Genomic DNA, 15,741 nt, shown 5'->3' with positions numbered 1-15,741 from the left:
GTCATGCGCAGAACGCTATCACCCCGGGTCGAATGCCTGGGTTTGATGTTACTCGCCCTGGTTTTGATTGGTGCCGGGCTGGGGCTACGTCAGCCGCAGAATGTCGACGAGGAGCGATTCCTTGGCGTTGCGCTCGAGATGTTGCAGCACGGCTCGTGGCTGATTCCGCACCGTGCGGCAGAAATCTACGGCGACAAACCGCCGATTTTCATGTGGACGGTGGCGTTCTTCGCCTGGCTGACCGGTAAACCCGCCATCGCCCTGTATCTGCCGGGGCTTCTATCGGCCGTGACGGTCACCGCAGTGGTCTATGACTTGGGCCGCCGGTTATGGCATCAACGTGTCGGTCGGATAGCGGCGCTCTTGTACCTGGCGACGTATCAGACGTACAGCATCCTGCAGACCGGCCAGATCGACAGCTTTTTGATTCTGTTCACTTCCGTGGGTATGTACGGTCTGGCGCGGCACCTGTTGCTCGGGCCGGCCTGGCGCTGGTTTTACCTGGGCTGCGCTGCCATGGGCATTGGTGTGATCACCAAAGGGGTTGGCTTCGTCCCGGCCCTGATGCTGATTCCGTATGTCTACGCGGTGCGCAAAGGTTGGCCCGGTGTGGTGGCCATGCCGGGCGAGGCGCGCAAGTGGCTGCTGGGACTGTTGGTCATGCTGGGCGCCATCGCGATCTGGTTACTGCCCTTGGCCTTGTCCATCGCGCTCAATGGCGCTGCTGACGAGGTCGCCTATGCGCGAGAAATTCTGCTGCGCCAGACCGCGGGACGCTATGCCGCGGCCTGGGACCATCGCGAGCCGTTCTGGTATTTCTTCGTTCACGTGATCCCGCAATATTGGCTGCCATTGGTGCTCGTGTTGCCGTGGCTGGTGCCCGCTTGGCGCCGACAACTGCGCAAGCACGACGGCCGAGTGTTGGTGCTGCTGGGCTGGGTGGTGCTGGTGGTTCTGTTTTTCTGTATCAGCAGCGGCAAGCGCAAGCTGTACATCTACCCGGCGCTACCGGGGCTGGTACTGGTGGCTGCGCCGCTGATTCCCTGGTTGCTCAAGCGCTGGTTCACTCAGCGTCCGCGGGGGCGGCGAGTATTCCAGGCGCTGGTCGTGACCTGGTTTGCGCTTTGGATTGCCCGCGGTTTTATCGAACCGATCAAGGACGGTCCCAACCCTCACGAAGCGATCATGGCGCAGGCGGCGTCCATGACTCAAGGTGCCGACCTGGTGTTGGTCAATTGGCGCGAGGGCCATTGGCTGTTCGCACGACAACCGATCGTGCACTTCGGGATGGTCGGCTCCACGGTCGAGCAGGCGGCACTGTGGCTGCGCGAACACCCTCAGGCTTACGCCTTGGTCCCCGACGAACTGTTGAGCCAGTGTTTCAATCCCCAGTCCGCGCGTGAGTTGGGCGAAACCTCCCGTGCACACTGGTCGATCGTCGGCGCGGATGCCGATAACGGCCAATGCCATCCGGGACAACCCGTCAATGTCTATCGATTTACGTGGGACCCGAAAAAAACATGAGTAAATCATGGAAGACTGGAGCTCTGCTCATCGCCGCGCTGGTCGGCGTTAGCGTGGTTTTCGTTCATTTTGGCTTGCCCGGGCAGTTGTACGCGCACTGGCATAACAGCTGGTATGGCAATCAGGCGTCAGACAAAAATATCTGGCTGCCAGACTACAAGGTCGCGATCGAAGGCAAGCCGATCCCGGGCATCACCGATTTGTCCGGTCTCGTCTATGACCCTGATCACGATCGCTTGTTGGGTATCACCAATAGTGCGCCGATGGAGATTCTGGTGCTGACCCGTGACGGCGATTTGCTCGAACGCTACCCATTGATCGGTTTCCAGGACACCGAAGGCATTGCATACATGGGCAAAGGGCGAGTGGTCATCGTCGATGAAACGTTGCAGCGGCTGCACATTTTCAACCTGCCGGACACCGCTGGCCCCATCCATGCGGAGCAAACCGAATCACTCGCCATTGAGATCAACCTCAGCGAGCATAACAAGGGGTTTGAAGGTGTGACCTATGACCCGGCCAATGACCGCATCTTCGCCATCAAGGAGCGTGATCCGCGGCAACTGTACTCAGTCACCGGCATGCTCGGCTCCATTGGCAACCAAATGCAGATCCGTATCAAGGACTTGACGACCTGGGTCGACCGCGGCGTTTTCAGCAAAGACCTTTCCGAGGGTTACTACGATCCTCGCACCGGCCACTTACTGTTGCTAAGCGAAGAGTCCAGCAATGTGACCGAACTGGACCAGCAGGGTAACTTTGTCAGTATTCTCTCCCTGCGCGCCTTGGCGGGTGACCTCAAACATACGCCGCCGCAAGCCGAAGGCATGACCATGGACAGCGCAGGCGAGCTTTACATTGTGAGCGAGCCCAACCTGTTTTACCGGTTCAGCCAATCGAAGGCCGGTCTGTCGGCGAGTGCAGAAAAACACTGATCAAGTTGAAGTTTTCATGCCGGCGAGGGGCTAACGTACGCAGATCGTTTAGAGCTTGCGCTGCGTTTTTCCCACCGGATAAAAGACCCGCCGCAGGGGACCGTGCATGGCTATAATCGCCCCACGTTTCCCTCCTGTCACAACACGAGACTGCCATGACTATTTCCCTGTACGCCACTTCCGTCCCGGTTTTCAAACAAATGCTCAACGCCCTGAGCGACGTTTTGAACAAGGCCGAAGCCCACGCCACCGCCAAGAACATCGACCCAAATGCTTTCCTGCAAGCCCGTCTGTACCCGGATATGTTCCCGCTGATCCGTCAGGTGCAGATCGCCGTTGATTTCGCCAAGGGCGTTTCCGCGCGTCTGGCCGAAGTTGAACTGCCGAAATACGACGACACCGAAACCACCTTCGCCGAGCTACAAGCGCTGATCGCCAAAGTGCTGGCCTTCATCGGCGAGATCAAACCGGAACAGATCGACGGCAAGGAAGGCATCGAAATCATCACCCGTCAGGGCACGCCGAAAGAGAAGCGCTTCACCGGCCAGGCTTACCTGCTGAGCTACGGTCTGCCGCAATTCTTCTTCCACGTCACCACCACCTACGCACTGCTGCGTCACAACGGTGTGGAAGTGGGCAAGCGCGATTACATGGGCGCGTTCTAAACCTCCCGACGTAAAAAAGCCCGCCAAGGTGTGAACCTTGGCGGGCTTTTTTTTGATCTTTGTTACGCCAGACGCTGAGCTTTTTCGTCTTCGCCCAGGCAAGCGGCGGCCGTAAACAGTACGTCGGTGGAGGAGTTCAGCGCGGTTTCCGCGGAGTCCTGCAGCACACCGATGATGAATCCGACGGCCACCACCTGCATGGCGATTTCACTGGGGATGCCAAACAGGCTGCACGCCAGTGGAATCAGCAGCAACGAGCCGCCCGCCACGCCCGAAGCGCCACAGGCACAGATCGCCGCGACGATGCTCAGCAGGATGGCGGTCGGAATGTCCACGGCGATGCCCAGCGTATGCACGGCGGCCAGGGTCAGCACAGTAATGGTGATCGCCGCACCCGCCATGTTGATGGTTGCACCCAGCGGGATCGAGACCGAGTAAGTGTCTTCGTGCAGGCCTAGGCGCTTGCTCAATTCCAGATTGACCGGAATGTTCGCCGCCGAACTGCGGGTGAAAAACGCCGTGATGCCGCTTTCCCGCAGGCACATCAGCACCAACGGATAAGGGTTGCGACGCAGTTTCCAGAACACGATGACCGGGTTCATCACCAGCGCTACAAACAGCATGCAGCCCAGCAAAACCGCCAGCAGATGCACATAGCCGATCAAGGCACCGAAACCGGAGGTGGCGAGGGTCGAAGCCACCAGACCGAAAATGCCCAGCGGCGCAAAACGAATCACCAAACGCACGATCAGGGTCACACCGTTGGACAAGTCGCCGAGCACCTCGCGAGTGGTGTCACCGGCATGGCGAATGGCAACGCCCATGCCAATCGCCCACGCCAGAATGCCGATGAAGTTGGCATTCATCAGCGCGCTGACCGGGTTGTCGACCACGCTCAGCAGCAGACTTTGCAGCACTTCACTGATACCGCCCGGTGCAGTGACCGCAACGTCGTGAGTCGCCAATACCAGGCTCGAGGGGAACAGCGTACTGGCGACAACGGCCACCACCGCCGCCGCAAACGTTCCCTGCAGATACAGAAACAGAATCGGCCGGATGTGGGTTTCCTGGCCGTGCTTATGGTTGGCAATCGAGGCCATGACCAGCACGAACACCAGAATCGGCGCGACAGCTTTAAGTGCCGATACGAAGACTTTGCCGATAAACGCAGTGGACTTCGCCACCTCCGGTGCGAACAGCGCGAGGGCAATCCCGGCGATCAGGCCAATGATGATTTGTGTGACCAGGCTTAAGCGATTCAGGCGTAACCATAAAGAAGGGGATGAAGCGGTCATAAAACGGCATCTCTGATTTTTTTAGGTGCGGGGGTATCGCGACATCAATGCCAATCAATGGCCGATGAACAGGGTGTACGTATCGCAGGGCGCGGACTTTATCACAGCGTGGCCTTTATCCTTCAGACCTGTGACGATCTGCCGCCCGAGGGTCAACGAGATCGGCAGGTTCGTGCAACCCTGATCGGAAACACTCTGTTAAGATTCGCCATCCTCATTTTCAAGTCATGCCAGTGGGCCTTCGGGCTATCGCTGGTGTCGTCGTTTTCTGGAGTTCTGCATGCTGTTGCCCATCCTTCTGTTGTCTGCCGCCGGTTTCACGGTGCTGACCACGGAATTCATCATCGTCGGCCTGTTGCCAGCGATCGCTCGAGACCTTGAAGTCAGCATCCCGCAAGCGGGTTTGCTGGTGACCTTGTTCGCCTTCACAGTCGCCGCATTCGGGCCGTTCCTGACCGCCTATTTCGCCCGGTTTGAGCGCCGCAAGTTGTTCATCTCGGTGCTGATCATGTTCGGCCTGGCCAACACCCTCGCGGCGTTTGCGCCGAACATTTGGGTGATGTCCGTCGCTCGGTTGATCCCCGCGTTGGGCTTGCCAGTGTTCTGGGCGCTGGCCAGTGAAACCGCGGTGGACATTGTCGGCCCGGACTACGCCGGCCGCGCCATTGCCAAGATCGGATTCGGGATTGTCTGCGCCACTGTGTTCGGTATTCCGGTGGGCACACTGATCTCCGATGCGTTCGGTTGGCGCAGTGCCTTCGGCATTCTGGCGGTGATCGCGTTTGCCAAGGCGTTGCTGCTTTTTATCTACCTGCCGAAAACCAATCTGCATCAGCATCAAGTGAGCTTCAGTTCGCAATTCAAAATTTTGCGTAGTCCGCTGATGGTTGGCCATGTGCTGCTGTCGATCCTGGTGTTTAGCGGCATGTTTACCGCTTATACCTATCTGGCGGACATTCTTGAGCGACTGGCTGGCTTCAGCGGCACGGTGGTCGGCTGGTGCCTGATGGGCTTCGGCGCGGTCGGGTTGATCGGCAACTCACTGGGCGGCCGCGCGGTGGATCGTCATCCGTTGATTGCCTCGATGATGTTCTGCGCGTTCATGATCGCCGGCCTGGTGGCGTTGGTGCCGAACATTCATTCGCCGCTGGGACTGGCAGCGGCGATGGGGATCTGGGGCGTGACTCAGGCGGCGTTGTTCCTGGTCAGCCATGTGCGATTGATGAAGGCTGCACCCGAAGCGCCGGCGTTCGCGGCATCGCTGAACATTGCCGGGGCTAACCTCGGGATCGGCCTGGGCGCCATGATCGGCGGTAGGGTCATCGACGGTGTAGGCCTGCAAGGTCTTGGTTTCGCGGCGGCCGCTTTTATCCTCGCCTCGATCCTCTTGGCCATCGCGCTGATGACCTTCAAGCCCCGCGAAGTCTGCGCCTGACACCTCACATCTCGGTGAACAGCTCGCGTCGGGCACCTTCGGTAATCGCGACAATGCCGGGGTGCTTGACCTTGCGTTCCACCGAAATGGCGTAGAACGACTCGGTCACCGCGTCGGTCTGGCCAATCAATTCCACGCCGTATTGGCGTTTCACCTCGTCGGCAATCACACTCGGGCCGATGAAAATCCCGCTGCCGGATTGGCCAAACGCCTGCATCAAGGCGCTGTCGTCGAACTCGCCGACGATGCGCGGCTGGATCTGCTGCTCGGCAAACCAGCGCTGCAAGCGACTGCGCACCACGGTCTCCGGCCCGGGAATCAGCAGCGGTGCGCCGTGCAGGCTGCGGGGGAAATCCTGACCGAATTGCGCCGCCAGTTCAGCAATGGCGAAGAAGCTGATACCGCATTCCCCAAGTTTCTGGCTGTAGCCCTTGATGTCCAGGTGCGAGGGCATCGGACTGTCGGAGATCACCAGGTCGAGACGCTGGATCGCCAGGTCGGCGAGCAGGCGTTCCAGTTTGTCTTCGCGACAGGTGATGCGCAGCGGCTCGCTCAATTCCATGGTCGGCGCAATCAGGCGATAGACGATGGATTTGGGCACCACATCTGCCACGCCAACCCGAAACAGAATCTGCTGTTCGTTGGGCTGTGCTCGCAGCATCAGTTCCAGTTCGCCGCCCAGCTGAAACATTTGCTCGGCGTAGGGCAGTGCCTGACGGCCGGACTCAGTGAGTTCCAGTTGCCGGCCGACACGGCGAAACAGCTCGATGCCATAAGTTTGTTCGAGCAGGGAAATCTGCCCGCTGATGGTCTGCGGCGTCAGATTCAGCTGCTCGCAGGCGCGCACGATGCTGCCGGTCTTGGCCACCACCCAGAAGTAATGCAGCTGTCGATAGTTGAGCATGGCGACCTACAGTTCGTTAAAACCGAAGTATAACCGCTAAAAATACGAATTTTCCTGAAGTGTTTGCCTCCCTAGAATGCCTCGCTATCAACGGGCCATCGTTTCCGCCCGGTTTGCTCTATCGAGGAAAGCATCATGAAGCTTAAAACCACGGCACTGCTGATCACGTCTTTACTGGTATTGGCCGGTTGTGACCAGGCCGAAAAAAGCGCTCAGCAACTGATGGGCAAGGCTGCCGAAACCGCCAAACAAGCGATCGACGACACCCACAAAGCCGCAGAGCAGGCAATCAGTGACGCCACTGGCGGGCTGATCAGCAAGAAAGAACAATCGGGCGAAGATAAAGAGAAAACCGAATCTTCGTCCCAGGAAATCTAAACCGTCTTAAACGAGTCAGGACTGACCCATGGAATACCTTTTAGAACTTGCTGCAAGCCCCACCGCCTGGGTCGCCCTGGCTACGTTGATCGTTATGGAAATCGTGCTCGGCATCGATAACCTGATCTTCATTTCGATCCTGACCAATAAACTGCCCGAGCAGCACCGGCAGAAGGCGCGGCGCATTGGTATCGGCATGGCGCTGATCCTGCGACTGGCGCTGTTGAGCACCATCGCGTTCATCGTCCAGTTGACTGAACCTGTGATCGATATCTTGGGCCAGACGTTCTCCTGGAAGGACATGATTCTGATTGCCGGCGGCCTGTTCCTGTTGTGGAAGGCGACCACCGAGATCCATCACAGCATGGACCCTGCGCCGGATGATCCGACGTCGGCCACCTCGACCGTGACCCTGGGCTTCGCTGCCGCGATCGGTCAGATCCTGCTGCTGGACATGGTGTTCTCCATCGACAGCATTATTACCGCTGTCGGCATGACCGAGCATTTGCCGATCATGATCATCGCGGTGGTGGTGTCGGTGTTGGTGATGTTGCTGGCGGCTGATCCTCTGGCCAAGTTCATCAACGACAACCCGACGGTGGTGATGCTGGCGCTGGGCTTCCTGATCATGATCGGCATGACGCTGATCGCCGAAGGCTTCGGCGCCCATGTACCGAAAGGCTATGTGTATGCGGCCATGGCGTTCTCGGCGACGATCGAGGGTTTGAACATGATGTCGCGACGGTCGAAGCAGAAGCGTTTAGCCGCTGAAGCTTAATCTGCGTTAAACGAAACGGCCGCCTGTGCTCGAAAGAGCCCGGGCGGCCGTTTTTGTTTGCGCTACACAATGGTGTCGTTCAGTGCGCGGTAACGTGGTGTGCATCGGTTGTATCGGTTTTCGCTACCGGCACCGACCGAGCCGGATGATGGTGCCGGCGGGTAATTCGCAGGACTCCCCATAACATGGCGGCGGCAACGGCCAGCCAGCCAGAAATCAACATCACAATGGTCATTGCCAGGCTCATCAGTGCCTCCTCTTCGCCCTGCTGCAGGCACACACTCTTTGCACATGACAGTCTAGTCGCTGCTGTGTTTCAGGCTATTGACCAAAGGTCGGCTGTCACCAATCAGTTCGCTTTATCGAATGCCATCATCTGCCGGTTAAGGCTATACCGCTGCCGCGCGGCGTCCTATGATCGACGGCCAAGCCGGGAGCGTGAATGCCTGGCGTCTAAATCAAGAGAGTGATGATGGTGCGGGTATTTTCTCGAATTCGATCTTTAGTGCTGGTCGTTGGCTGCGTTGCAGGTCTGGCTGGCTGCGCAGGAAGTGTGGCACCTGAAATCAAGCGCCTGCCGGAGCGAGTCGAGCTCAGTGGCACGTTCTACCGTGGCGTGGCGAATCAGAGTGGGCCACAAGTGCTGGCCAGCATGTTGTCCCAGCAAGGCATTGTGATTACGCCAGGGTTGCTCGAAAAACCGTTGCATTTACCGGGCGCCGAAGCCCAGTTGCAGCAGAACATGCAGAACCTCGCTCGCGAGTACGGCATGGTCGTCTATCCCCTCGACAGCAATCTGCCTGCACTTTTGACCCAGGTTGCGGCTGGCTACCCGGTAATGGTGCGATTCACAGAAGGCTCGGCGTTCTGGGCTGAACCGCGTTACGCCATTCTTGCCGGGTACAACCGTCAGAAACAGACAGTGGTGCTGCGCTCGGGCATGAATCGTCGGGAGTTGATGGGCTTCGGTTCGTTTGAATCGGCGCTCAAGGATGCCGGTGGCTGGGCCGTGCTGATTCAGAAGCCGAATCAATTGCCGGCCAATGTCGATCAACAGCGATGGCTCAAGGCAGCGAGCGACCTTGCCCAGGCAGGCCAGGAGCAGGCGGCCGCCAGGGCGAAGAAAGCGCTGAACGCGCAATAAGTCCGTTCGTCATCTGTCGGGCACCCCTGCACTTTGCCGACCTCTAACAAAGTAGGGCCCGGATTTCTCCGGGCCAGACTCAAAGGAGGTGCCTATGGCACATTCCACTACCCCCGTCGGCCCGCACTCTTCTGAGCATTCTTCGGGCGATGAGTTGGGGTTCGATCCCGATTCACCGGATCTCGCTGATCCTCAGGTCGACCCCATCGGACCTGCCAAGGCCCCCAGGGATGTGAAGCCGGGCGACAACACCAAGGCTCCCGCGAAGCCTTACGATCCACTCGCCAATCTGAAACCCTGAGCCTTAGTGAGGTGCGTATGTCTACTGATTCGAGTTTCAACGACAAACGTCCGGACAGCGTTCCAACCACCCCTGAAAACGACATCGACCCCGTGATGGATCCGGACAGCCCGTTAAGGGATCCTTTGGCCAGGCCGGTGATCGTGCCGACGGAGCATCCACAGGGCTGGAATGACCCGAGTGTCGGGGACGGCATTCCGGATGACGACCAGATGCCGCTGCCGAATGACTGACGCCGGACGAAAAAAAGCCCCGAATAGTCGGGGCTTTCTTTCATCTGTCGTTTACTTATTTAGACGCTTCAACCACGCCGCTCTGACGATGCTTGAGGTTCTTGTTGGATTTGTACTGCAAGGCTACAGACGGTACGTTCGTGCCTTGGCCTGTTTCCACCCAGCTGCGAATACGGCTGGCATCGGCAAAGTGTGTGTACTTGCCGAAAGCATCGAGGATAACCAGCGCAACCGGGCGGTTGCCCATGCTGGTGACCAGTACCAGGCAGTGACCGGCCTCGTTGGTGAAGCCGGTTTTCGTCAGCTTGATGTCCCAGTTCGGCTTGTTGATCAAATGGTCGGTATTATGGAAACCCAGGCTGTAGTTGGGTTTACGGAACGAGACAGTTTTTTCTTTGGTAGTACTTAGCTCAGTCAACAGCGGGTACTTGTGCGCAGCGATCAGCAGTTTGCTCAGGTCGCGGGCCGTGGACACGTTGCGAGGGGAGAGGCCGGTGGGTTCGACGAAGTGCGTGCTGGTCATGCCCAGTGCTTTGGCTTTGGCATTCATTGCGGCAATGAACGCGACGTAGCCACCCGGATAATGATGGGCCAGGCTCGCGGCAGCGCGGTTTTCCGAGGACATCAGGGCAATCAGCAGCATTTCCTTGCGCGGCATTTCGCTGTTGAGTTTGACCCGGGAAAACACACCTTTCATTTCCGGGGTGTCACTGATGTTGATGGAGATGTATTCGTCCATGTTCTGTCTGGCTTCAACCACGACCAGGCCGGTCATCAGTTTGCTGACGGACGCGATTGGCACCACCACGTCAGGATTGCTGGCATAGATGACTTTGTTGGTCTGCAGATCCATCAGCAATGCGCTGCCGGAAGCGATCTTCAGTGTTGACGTATCTCGCGGCGCCGAAGTGGTGTCGGCAGCGTTGACCATTGGTGTGGTGAAAGTCCCTGTAAATGCAAAAAATAGGCTCAGGATGGAAAGACGGATTTTCACGCTGGCAGACTCGTTAGGTGTGGATAAGCCGTTCTGTAACGGGTTGTTTCATTAAAACCGACGCATTTTAGGAGTATGAGCTACGAAAGCGCTAGCTGCCTGTATGGCGAGTGCTTTATATGAAAAAAATGAGAAAAAGGTGCGGGGGGAGATACTTACATCGTGTTTAGTCTCAGACATTGTGGGTGGCTGAGATTGCGGGTGGTTTTTGTGCTCAGTGCCCTTTGGTCTGGTTCCGCTTGGGCGCAAGCATTCCGACCTCTTGCTGATAGCGCTGATATTCCTCCCCAAGTGACTCGACCAGGTCTTTTTCTTCCAGGTGCGCGCCGATCAGGATGTAGAAGGTGCTGAGTATCGCAAACAGAAGATGCCCGGCGGTCATGTCGGGCGTCGCCCAGAATGCAATCAGGAAGCCGAGGTACAAGGGATGGCGGACAAGTTTGTAGAGCCATGGCGATTTGAAGGTGGGCTTTTCGGGGATGAGCTTGCGCCAGGCATAAAGCGCTTGCTTCACACCGAATAGCTCGAAGTGGCTGATCAGGAAGGTTGCCAATAGCGCGATGCCCCAGCCTAGCCAGAACAGTGAGATGAGCAGCCCTTTGCCCCAAGGCGATTCGACCTTCCAGACGGGCGTTGCGATAGGCTGCCAAAGCACAAACAACAAGGTGAGCACCAGGCAACTGGATAGTACGTACGTAGCGCGCTCCAGCGTGGCGGGGATGAACCTCATCCACCATCGCTTGAAGTTTTTTCGCGCCATGCCACTGTGTTGTGCGGCGAACAACGTAATCAGAATGGCATCAACCAGCACTGCCAGAGGCCATGTGTTGCCTGGTCCTGAATTGATATCTTTGGGGACTCCGATGCCTGCGAGAAATCCGATCAGATATAGAACGGTCAGCAGGAAAAACAGGTAGCACAAGAGGCTGTAAAGCAAGCCAGCCAGTTTTACAGAGAAAACGAAAAAGCGATGTCCGGTCAGGTTAGGGGGATTCATACGTGATGTCTTCCAGGCTTTGCGCGTACTTCCCGATTCGCGTCTACGGTTTATGAGGATGTTTCGAGTACCAGTCTAGGGCGGTATGGGATTTTCGCCGTTTCTCTGACCAGCAGTCCTTGAGGGGCATTACTTGAGCCATGTCTGAAAACAGGAAACCCCGCCAATAGCGGGGTTTCTTGCGTGTTCGGCGTAGCCGGTGGAATCAGCTGTGCAGTGTTTCGGCTGCGTACAACGTATTTTCCAGCAGGCACGCACGGGTCATCGGACCAACGCCACCCGGGACTGGAGTGATCCAGCCGGCGCGGGGCAGGGCGGTGTCGTAGATCACGTCACCGACCAGTTTGCCGTCTTCCTGGCGGTTGATGCCGACGTCGATCACGATCGCGCCTTGCTTGATCCACTCACCCTTTACCAGCCCCGGCTTGCCGGCGGCGACCACCACCAGATCGGCGCGACCGACGTGGCCTGCCAGATCCTTGGTGAAGCGGTGGGTGACGGTCACGGTGCAGCCGGCCAGCAGCAATTCCATTGCCATCGGGCGGCCAACAATATTGGAAGCCCCGACAACCACTGCGTCCATCCCGTAGAGATCGACACCGGTGCTTTCCAGCAACGTCATGATGCCTTTAGGGGTGCACGGACGCAGCAGCGGAATACGCTGGGCGAGGCGGCCGACGTTATAAGGGTGGAAACCGTCGACGTCCTTGTCTGGACGAATGCGTTCCAGCAATTTGGAGGCGTCCAGGTGTTCAGGTAAAGGAAGCTGAAGCAGAACGCCATCAATTGCCGGGTCGTCATTCAGGCGATCGATCAGATCGGTCAGCGCTTCTTGAGTAGTTTCGGAAGGCAGGTCGTAGGCTTGGGAAATGAAGCCAACCTCTTCACAGTCTTTACGCTTGTGCGAGACATAAACCTGAGAGGCGGGATCGCTGCCGACCAGGATCACCGCGAGACCGGGCGTGCGCAGACCTTGCTGGCGACGCTCGTTGACGCGTTTGGCGATCTGCTGGCGAAGGCTGGCGGCGATCGATTTGCCGTCGATTAGTTGTGCAGTCATTGCGCGTGATTAACCATCGAGAGGGGAAAAAAAGAGAACGTATTCTCGCATGTCATGAGGTGAGGGCAAAGGCGCTTGGTCTGCAAATTCCCCTAACCCCTTTAATTAAATGAATTTTTTTTAAAAAAGAGTTGACGACCTTCAGGGTCACCTATAACATTCGTCGCACTTGTCGGGCACAGCCTAGCACTGGTTAAGAAGGTCGAGCAGAGTTGATGTTTAATTCGGTGAGACTGAAAGCACTTAGTTTGTAATCGTCCAAGAATACAGATTAACAAGGCGCCCGTAGCTCAGCTGGATAGAGCATCCGCCTTCTAAGCGGATGGTCGCAGGTTCGAGTCCTGCCGGGTGCGCCATTAGGCAGCTTTGGCACAAGTAACGCAACATGGCAATATGGTGGGCGTAGCTCAGTTGGTAGAGCACGGGATTGTGACTCCCGTTGTCGAGGGTTCGATCCCCTTCGTCCACCCCATATTTAGAAAGGCGCCAGATTAACAGTCTGGCGCCTTTGCTTTAAAAGCTTGATGCGGATGTGGTGGAATTGGTAGACACACTGGATTTAGGTTCCAGCGCCGCAAGGTGTGAGAGTTCGAGTCTCTCCGTCCGCACCATTACAAGTAGCTATTTAATAGCAGAAAACGGCGCAGCACCTGAAAAGGGCTGCGCCGTTTTTGTTTTAGAAGTCTGAATTTTCAAAGCGGCCGCAGGTTCTGGGTCGAGAGGGCGCCTCGGATCGTCGGATTTATGTTTCTCGATGATGCTGATTCGCCCGTTGGTCCCCTTGTGGGGTCGACTGTCAGGGATGGATTGCCGATGTCTTCTATATATAGAAGGATTGGTGCAGAGCTCTGGCATGATTGGCTGTATTTGCTAACAGGGCGAGGCACAACCGTTTGTCCCCGCCTATAAATTGCCTGCTGCTTTTTTACCCGTTTTCAGTAGGGTGACTTCTTGAGTTTGACCCACTAGAATGCATGCCCTTGATTCTGGGGTCGGAAACGGCCGGCTAACGTCTGTGCAACGAGGAATATCCATGCAAGTTTCTGTTGAAAATACTTCTGCTCTTGAGCGCCGCATGAGCATCACCGTGCCGGCTGAGCGCATCGAGACTCAGGTCAACAAGCGTCTGCAGCAGACTGCCCAAAAGGCCAAGATTGCTGGCTTCCGTCCAGGCAAAGTGCCAATGAGTGAAATCAAGCGCCGTTTTGGTGCTGATGCACGTCAGGAAGCGGTCGGCGACGTGATCCAGTCCTCTTTCTACGAAGCTGTCGTTGAGCAGAAGCTGAACCCGGCTGGCGCTCCTTCGATCGAGCCGAAATCGCTGGAAGCCGGCAAAGATCTGGAATACGTCGCGATTTTCGAAGTGTTCCCTGAGTTCACCGTTGCCGGTTTCGACGGTATCGCGGTTGAGCGCCTGAGCGCTGACGTGGCTGATGCCGATCTGGACAAAATGCTGGAAGTGCTGCGCAAGCAGAACACCCGTTTCGAAGTGGCCGATCGCGCTGCTCAAAACGAAGACCAGCTGAACATCGATTTCGTTGGCAAGGTCGACGGTGAAGTGTTCGCTGGCGGTTCCGCCAAAGGTACTCAGCTGGTTCTGGGTTCCGGCCGCATGATCCCTGGTTTTGAAGACGGTCTCGTTGGCGCTAAAGCCGGCGAAGAGCGCGTTCTGAACCTGACCTTCCCAGAGGACTATCAGAACCTCGACCTGGCAGGCAAAACCGCTGAGTTCACCGTGACTGTGAACACTGTTTCCGAGCCAAAACTGCCAGAGCTGACCGAAGAATTCTTCGCTCAATTCGGCATCAAGGAAACCGGTCTGGAAGGCTTCCGCACCGAAGTTCGCAAGAACATGGAGCGTGAACTGCGTCAGGCGATCAAATCCAAGGTCAAGAATCAAGTAATGGACGGTCTGCTGGCCACCAACCCGATCGAAGTGCCTAAGGCTCTGCTGTCCAACGAAGTTGACCGTCTGCGCGTGCAGGCTGTTCAGCAGTTCGGTGGCAACATCAAGCCTGAGCAACTGCCGGCCGAACTGTTCGAAGAGCAAGCCAAGCGTCGCGTTGTGCTGGGTCTGATCGTGGCTGAAGTGGTCAAGCAATTCGACCTCAAGCCTGACGAAGCCCGCGTTCGTGAAATGATTCAGGAAATGGCGTCGGCTTACCAAGAGCCTGAGCAGGTTGTGTCCTGGTACTACAAGAACGACCAGCAACTGAACGAAGTCCGTTCGGTTGTGCTGGAAGAGCAAGTTGTGGATACTGTTCTGCAGAAAGCTAGCGTGACCGACAAATCGGTCTCTTACGAAGAAGCAGTCAAGCCGGTAGAAGCTCCACAAGCCGACTGATCGTTTTTGCGGTAAGAAGTACACACCATAAGCCAGCCTTCGTGCTGGCTTATGCGTATTCAAGACATAACTATTTGGGAGTGACTGCAGAGCATGTTCCGTAATTCGTATATTCAGCAGAACTCTGATATCCAGGCCGCAGGCGGCCTGGTCCCGATGGTTGTCGAGCAGTCTGCTCGTGGCGAGCGCGCCTATGACATCTACTCACGCCTTCTCAAGGAGCGAGTGATCTTTCTGGTTGGTCCGGTAGAGGACTACATGGCCAACCTGATCTGTGCGCAACTGCTGTTCCTTGAAGCGGAAAACCCGGACAAGGACATCCATCTCTATATCAACTCCCCGGGCGGTTCGGTGACGGCGGGCATGTCGATCTATGACACCATGCAGTTCATCAAGCCAAACGTGTCGACCACCTGTATCGGTCAAGCGTGCAGCATGGGCGCGTTTCTATTGACGGCCGGTGCCCCCGGCAAGCGTTACTGCCTGCCGAACTCGCGTGTGATGATTCACCAGCCGCTGGGCGGTTTCCAGGGCCAGGCTTCGGATATCGAAATCCATGCCAAGGAAATCCTCTTCATTCGTGAGCGTCTCAACACGCTGATGGCCAAGCATAGCGGGCACACTCTTGAAGAAATCGAGCGCGATACCAACCGCGATAATTTCATGAGTGCAGAGGCAGCGCGTGAATACGGGTTGATCGATGAAGTGATCAGCCAGCGCCCCGCTTAAAATAAGCAGCTCAAAATAGGGTTGG

General features: G+C 56.9%; 16 protein-coding genes, 3 tRNA genes and 1 pseudogene. 14 read left to right on the top strand and 6 right to left on the bottom strand.

Translation table 11 applies throughout. The annotated features are described in order from the left end of the window. Positions 1–3: 3 nt before the first annotated feature. The 3 genes from MO767_RS13435 (at position 4) to MO767_RS13425 (ending at position 3,124) form a co-directional block, all read left to right on the top strand. Positions 4–1,524 (top strand): glycosyltransferase family 39 protein, encoded by a 1,521-nt coding sequence (locus MO767_RS13435; RefSeq protein ID WP_282480876.1) that lies wholly within the window; start codon positions 4–6, stop codon positions 1,522–1,524. After that, positions 1,521–2,459, top strand: coding sequence for an SdiA-regulated domain-containing protein (locus MO767_RS13430; RefSeq protein ID WP_282480875.1), 939 nt, complete (start codon positions 1,521–1,523; stop codon positions 2,457–2,459). Before MO767_RS13435 ends, MO767_RS13430 begins: the two co-directional genes overlap by 4 nt. A gap of 155 nt (positions 2,460–2,614) precedes the next feature. Then, complete coding sequence (locus tag MO767_RS13425) at positions 2,615–3,124, top strand: DUF1993 domain-containing protein (RefSeq protein WP_282480874.1); 510 nt, start codon at positions 2,615–2,617, stop codon at positions 3,122–3,124. 62 nt (positions 3,125–3,186) lie between these two features. Here the strand turns inward: MO767_RS13425 and sstT are convergent, their stop codons facing one another. Continuing rightward, a complete protein-coding gene (gene sstT / locus MO767_RS13420; protein WP_282480873.1) occupies positions 3,187–4,419 on the bottom strand; it encodes a serine/threonine transporter SstT in 1,233 nt (410 codons plus the stop codon). 280 nt (positions 4,420–4,699) lie between these two features. Between sstT and MO767_RS13415 the strand changes: the two genes are divergently transcribed. Continuing rightward, positions 4,700–5,854 (top strand): MFS transporter, encoded by a 1,155-nt coding sequence (locus MO767_RS13415; RefSeq protein WP_282480872.1) that lies wholly within the window; start codon positions 4,700–4,702, stop codon positions 5,852–5,854. A gap of 4 nt (positions 5,855–5,858) precedes the next feature. Here the strand turns inward: MO767_RS13415 and nhaR are convergent, their stop codons facing one another. Further along, positions 5,859–6,758 (bottom strand): transcriptional activator NhaR, encoded by a 900-nt coding sequence (nhaR, locus tag MO767_RS13410; RefSeq protein WP_282480871.1) that lies wholly within the window; start codon positions 6,756–6,758, stop codon positions 5,859–5,861. A 135-nt stretch (positions 6,759–6,893) separates the two neighbouring features. Between nhaR and MO767_RS13405 the strand changes: the two genes are divergently transcribed. Both MO767_RS13405 and MO767_RS13400 read left to right on the top strand, forming a co-directional pair. After that, positions 6,894–7,136 (top strand): hypothetical protein, encoded by a 243-nt coding sequence (locus tag MO767_RS13405; protein ID WP_282480870.1) that lies wholly within the window; start codon positions 6,894–6,896, stop codon positions 7,134–7,136. Positions 7,137–7,164: 28 nt separating this feature from the next. Continuing rightward, positions 7,165–7,914, top strand: coding sequence for a TerC family protein (locus MO767_RS13400; RefSeq protein ID WP_282480869.1), 750 nt, complete (start codon positions 7,165–7,167; stop codon positions 7,912–7,914). A 79-nt stretch (positions 7,915–7,993) separates the two neighbouring features. On the opposite strand, the gene MO767_RS13395 is transcribed toward MO767_RS13400, so the two are convergent. Next, positions 7,994–8,161, bottom strand: coding sequence for a hypothetical protein (locus MO767_RS13395; protein ID WP_282480868.1), 168 nt, complete (start codon positions 8,159–8,161; stop codon positions 7,994–7,996). A 167-nt stretch (positions 8,162–8,328) separates the two neighbouring features. Here MO767_RS13395 and MO767_RS13390 point away from each other — a divergent pair. From MO767_RS13390 to MO767_RS13380, 3 genes and pseudogenes are all read left to right on the top strand, one after another. Further along, positions 8,329–9,058: pseudogene (locus MO767_RS13390) on the top strand (peptidase C39 family protein). A gap of 94 nt (positions 9,059–9,152) precedes the next feature. After that, positions 9,153–9,359: a DUF6021 family protein gene (locus MO767_RS13385; RefSeq protein ID WP_008148414.1), complete on the top strand. Its 207-nt coding sequence runs from the start codon at positions 9,153–9,155 to the stop codon at positions 9,357–9,359. 17 nt (positions 9,360–9,376) lie between these two features. Continuing rightward, entirely contained in the window at positions 9,377–9,592 is a 216-nt protein-coding gene (locus tag MO767_RS13380) for a hypothetical protein (RefSeq protein WP_282480866.1), read from the top strand. A 55-nt stretch (positions 9,593–9,647) separates the two neighbouring features. On the opposite strand, the gene pbpG is transcribed toward MO767_RS13380, so the two are convergent. From pbpG to folD, 3 genes are all read right to left on the bottom strand, one after another. Continuing rightward, the gene (pbpG, locus tag MO767_RS13375) at positions 9,648–10,586 is read right to left on the bottom strand and encodes a D-alanyl-D-alanine endopeptidase (protein ID WP_282480865.1); all 939 of its coding nucleotides are present in this window, start codon (positions 10,584–10,586) and stop codon (positions 9,648–9,650) included. A gap of 214 nt (positions 10,587–10,800) precedes the next feature. Continuing rightward, positions 10,801–11,583, bottom strand: coding sequence for a methanethiol S-methyltransferase (mddA, locus tag MO767_RS13370; RefSeq protein WP_282480864.1), 783 nt, complete (start codon positions 11,581–11,583; stop codon positions 10,801–10,803). 205 nt (positions 11,584–11,788) lie between these two features. Then, positions 11,789–12,643: a bifunctional methylenetetrahydrofolate dehydrogenase/methenyltetrahydrofolate cyclohydrolase FolD gene (gene folD, locus MO767_RS13365; protein WP_282480863.1), complete on the bottom strand. Its 855-nt coding sequence runs from the start codon at positions 12,641–12,643 to the stop codon at positions 11,789–11,791. A gap of 279 nt (positions 12,644–12,922) precedes the next feature. On the opposite strand from folD, the gene MO767_RS13360 reads away from it, so the two are divergent. From MO767_RS13360 to clpP, 5 genes are all read left to right on the top strand, one after another. Further along, positions 12,923–12,999 (top strand) — tRNA-Arg (locus MO767_RS13360). A 40-nt stretch (positions 13,000–13,039) separates the two neighbouring features. Beyond that, positions 13,040–13,115 (top strand) — tRNA-His (locus tag MO767_RS13355). A gap of 54 nt (positions 13,116–13,169) precedes the next feature. Beyond that, positions 13,170–13,254: transfer RNA gene (locus tag MO767_RS13350), tRNA-Leu, on the top strand. Positions 13,255–13,676: 422 nt separating this feature from the next. Then, on the top strand, positions 13,677–14,987 hold the full coding sequence (gene tig / locus MO767_RS13345; protein ID WP_282480862.1) for a trigger factor: 1,311 nt from the start codon (positions 13,677–13,679) through the stop codon (positions 14,985–14,987). 93 nt (positions 14,988–15,080) lie between these two features. Continuing rightward, a complete protein-coding gene (gene clpP, locus MO767_RS13340; protein WP_046047575.1) occupies positions 15,081–15,716 on the top strand; it encodes an ATP-dependent Clp endopeptidase proteolytic subunit ClpP in 636 nt (211 codons plus the stop codon). Positions 15,717–15,741 lie beyond the last annotated feature (25 nt).

Origin of the sequence: Pseudomonas sp. UYIF39 (genome assembly GCF_029963765.1) — a bacterium.
GTDB lineage: Bacteria > Pseudomonadota > Gammaproteobacteria > Pseudomonadales > Pseudomonadaceae > Aquipseudomonas.
The sequence above is the reverse complement of the archived record's forward strand: the minus strand, read 5'-3'. Positions and strand labels throughout refer to the sequence as shown.

Excerpts from the sequence above, each read along its gene's own strand:
- MO767_RS13435 (WP_282480876.1), top strand. The coding sequence starts at position 4 with ATGCGCAGAACGCTATCACCCCGGGTCGAATGCCTGGGTTTGATGTTA.
- MO767_RS13430 (WP_282480875.1), top strand. The coding sequence starts at position 1,521 with ATGAGTAAATCATGGAAGACTGGAGCTCTGCTCATCGCCGCGCTGGTC.
- MO767_RS13425 (WP_282480874.1), top strand. The coding sequence starts at position 2,615 with ATGACTATTTCCCTGTACGCCACTTCCGTCCCGGTTTTCAAACAAATG.
- sstT (WP_282480873.1), bottom strand. The coding sequence starts at position 4,419 with ATGACCGCTTCATCCCCTTCTTTATGGTTACGCCTGAATCGCTTAAGC.
- MO767_RS13415 (WP_282480872.1), top strand. The coding sequence starts at position 4,700 with ATGCTGTTGCCCATCCTTCTGTTGTCTGCCGCCGGTTTCACGGTGCTG.
- nhaR (WP_282480871.1), bottom strand. The coding sequence starts at position 6,758 with ATGCTCAACTATCGACAGCTGCATTACTTCTGGGTGGTGGCCAAGACC.
- MO767_RS13405 (WP_282480870.1), top strand. The coding sequence starts at position 6,894 with ATGAAGCTTAAAACCACGGCACTGCTGATCACGTCTTTACTGGTATTG.
- MO767_RS13400 (WP_282480869.1), top strand. The coding sequence starts at position 7,165 with ATGGAATACCTTTTAGAACTTGCTGCAAGCCCCACCGCCTGGGTCGCC.
- MO767_RS13395 (WP_282480868.1), bottom strand. The coding sequence starts at position 8,161 with ATGAGCCTGGCAATGACCATTGTGATGTTGATTTCTGGCTGGCTGGCC.
- MO767_RS13385 (WP_008148414.1), top strand. The coding sequence starts at position 9,153 with ATGGCACATTCCACTACCCCCGTCGGCCCGCACTCTTCTGAGCATTCT.
- MO767_RS13380 (WP_282480866.1), top strand. The coding sequence starts at position 9,377 with ATGTCTACTGATTCGAGTTTCAACGACAAACGTCCGGACAGCGTTCCA.
- mddA (WP_282480864.1), bottom strand. The coding sequence starts at position 11,583 with ATGAATCCCCCTAACCTGACCGGACATCGCTTTTTCGTTTTCTCTGTA.
- folD (WP_282480863.1), bottom strand. The coding sequence starts at position 12,643 with ATGACTGCACAACTAATCGACGGCAAATCGATCGCCGCCAGCCTTCGC.
- tig (WP_282480862.1), top strand. The coding sequence starts at position 13,677 with ATGCAAGTTTCTGTTGAAAATACTTCTGCTCTTGAGCGCCGCATGAGC.
- clpP (WP_046047575.1), top strand. The coding sequence starts at position 15,081 with ATGTTCCGTAATTCGTATATTCAGCAGAACTCTGATATCCAGGCCGCA.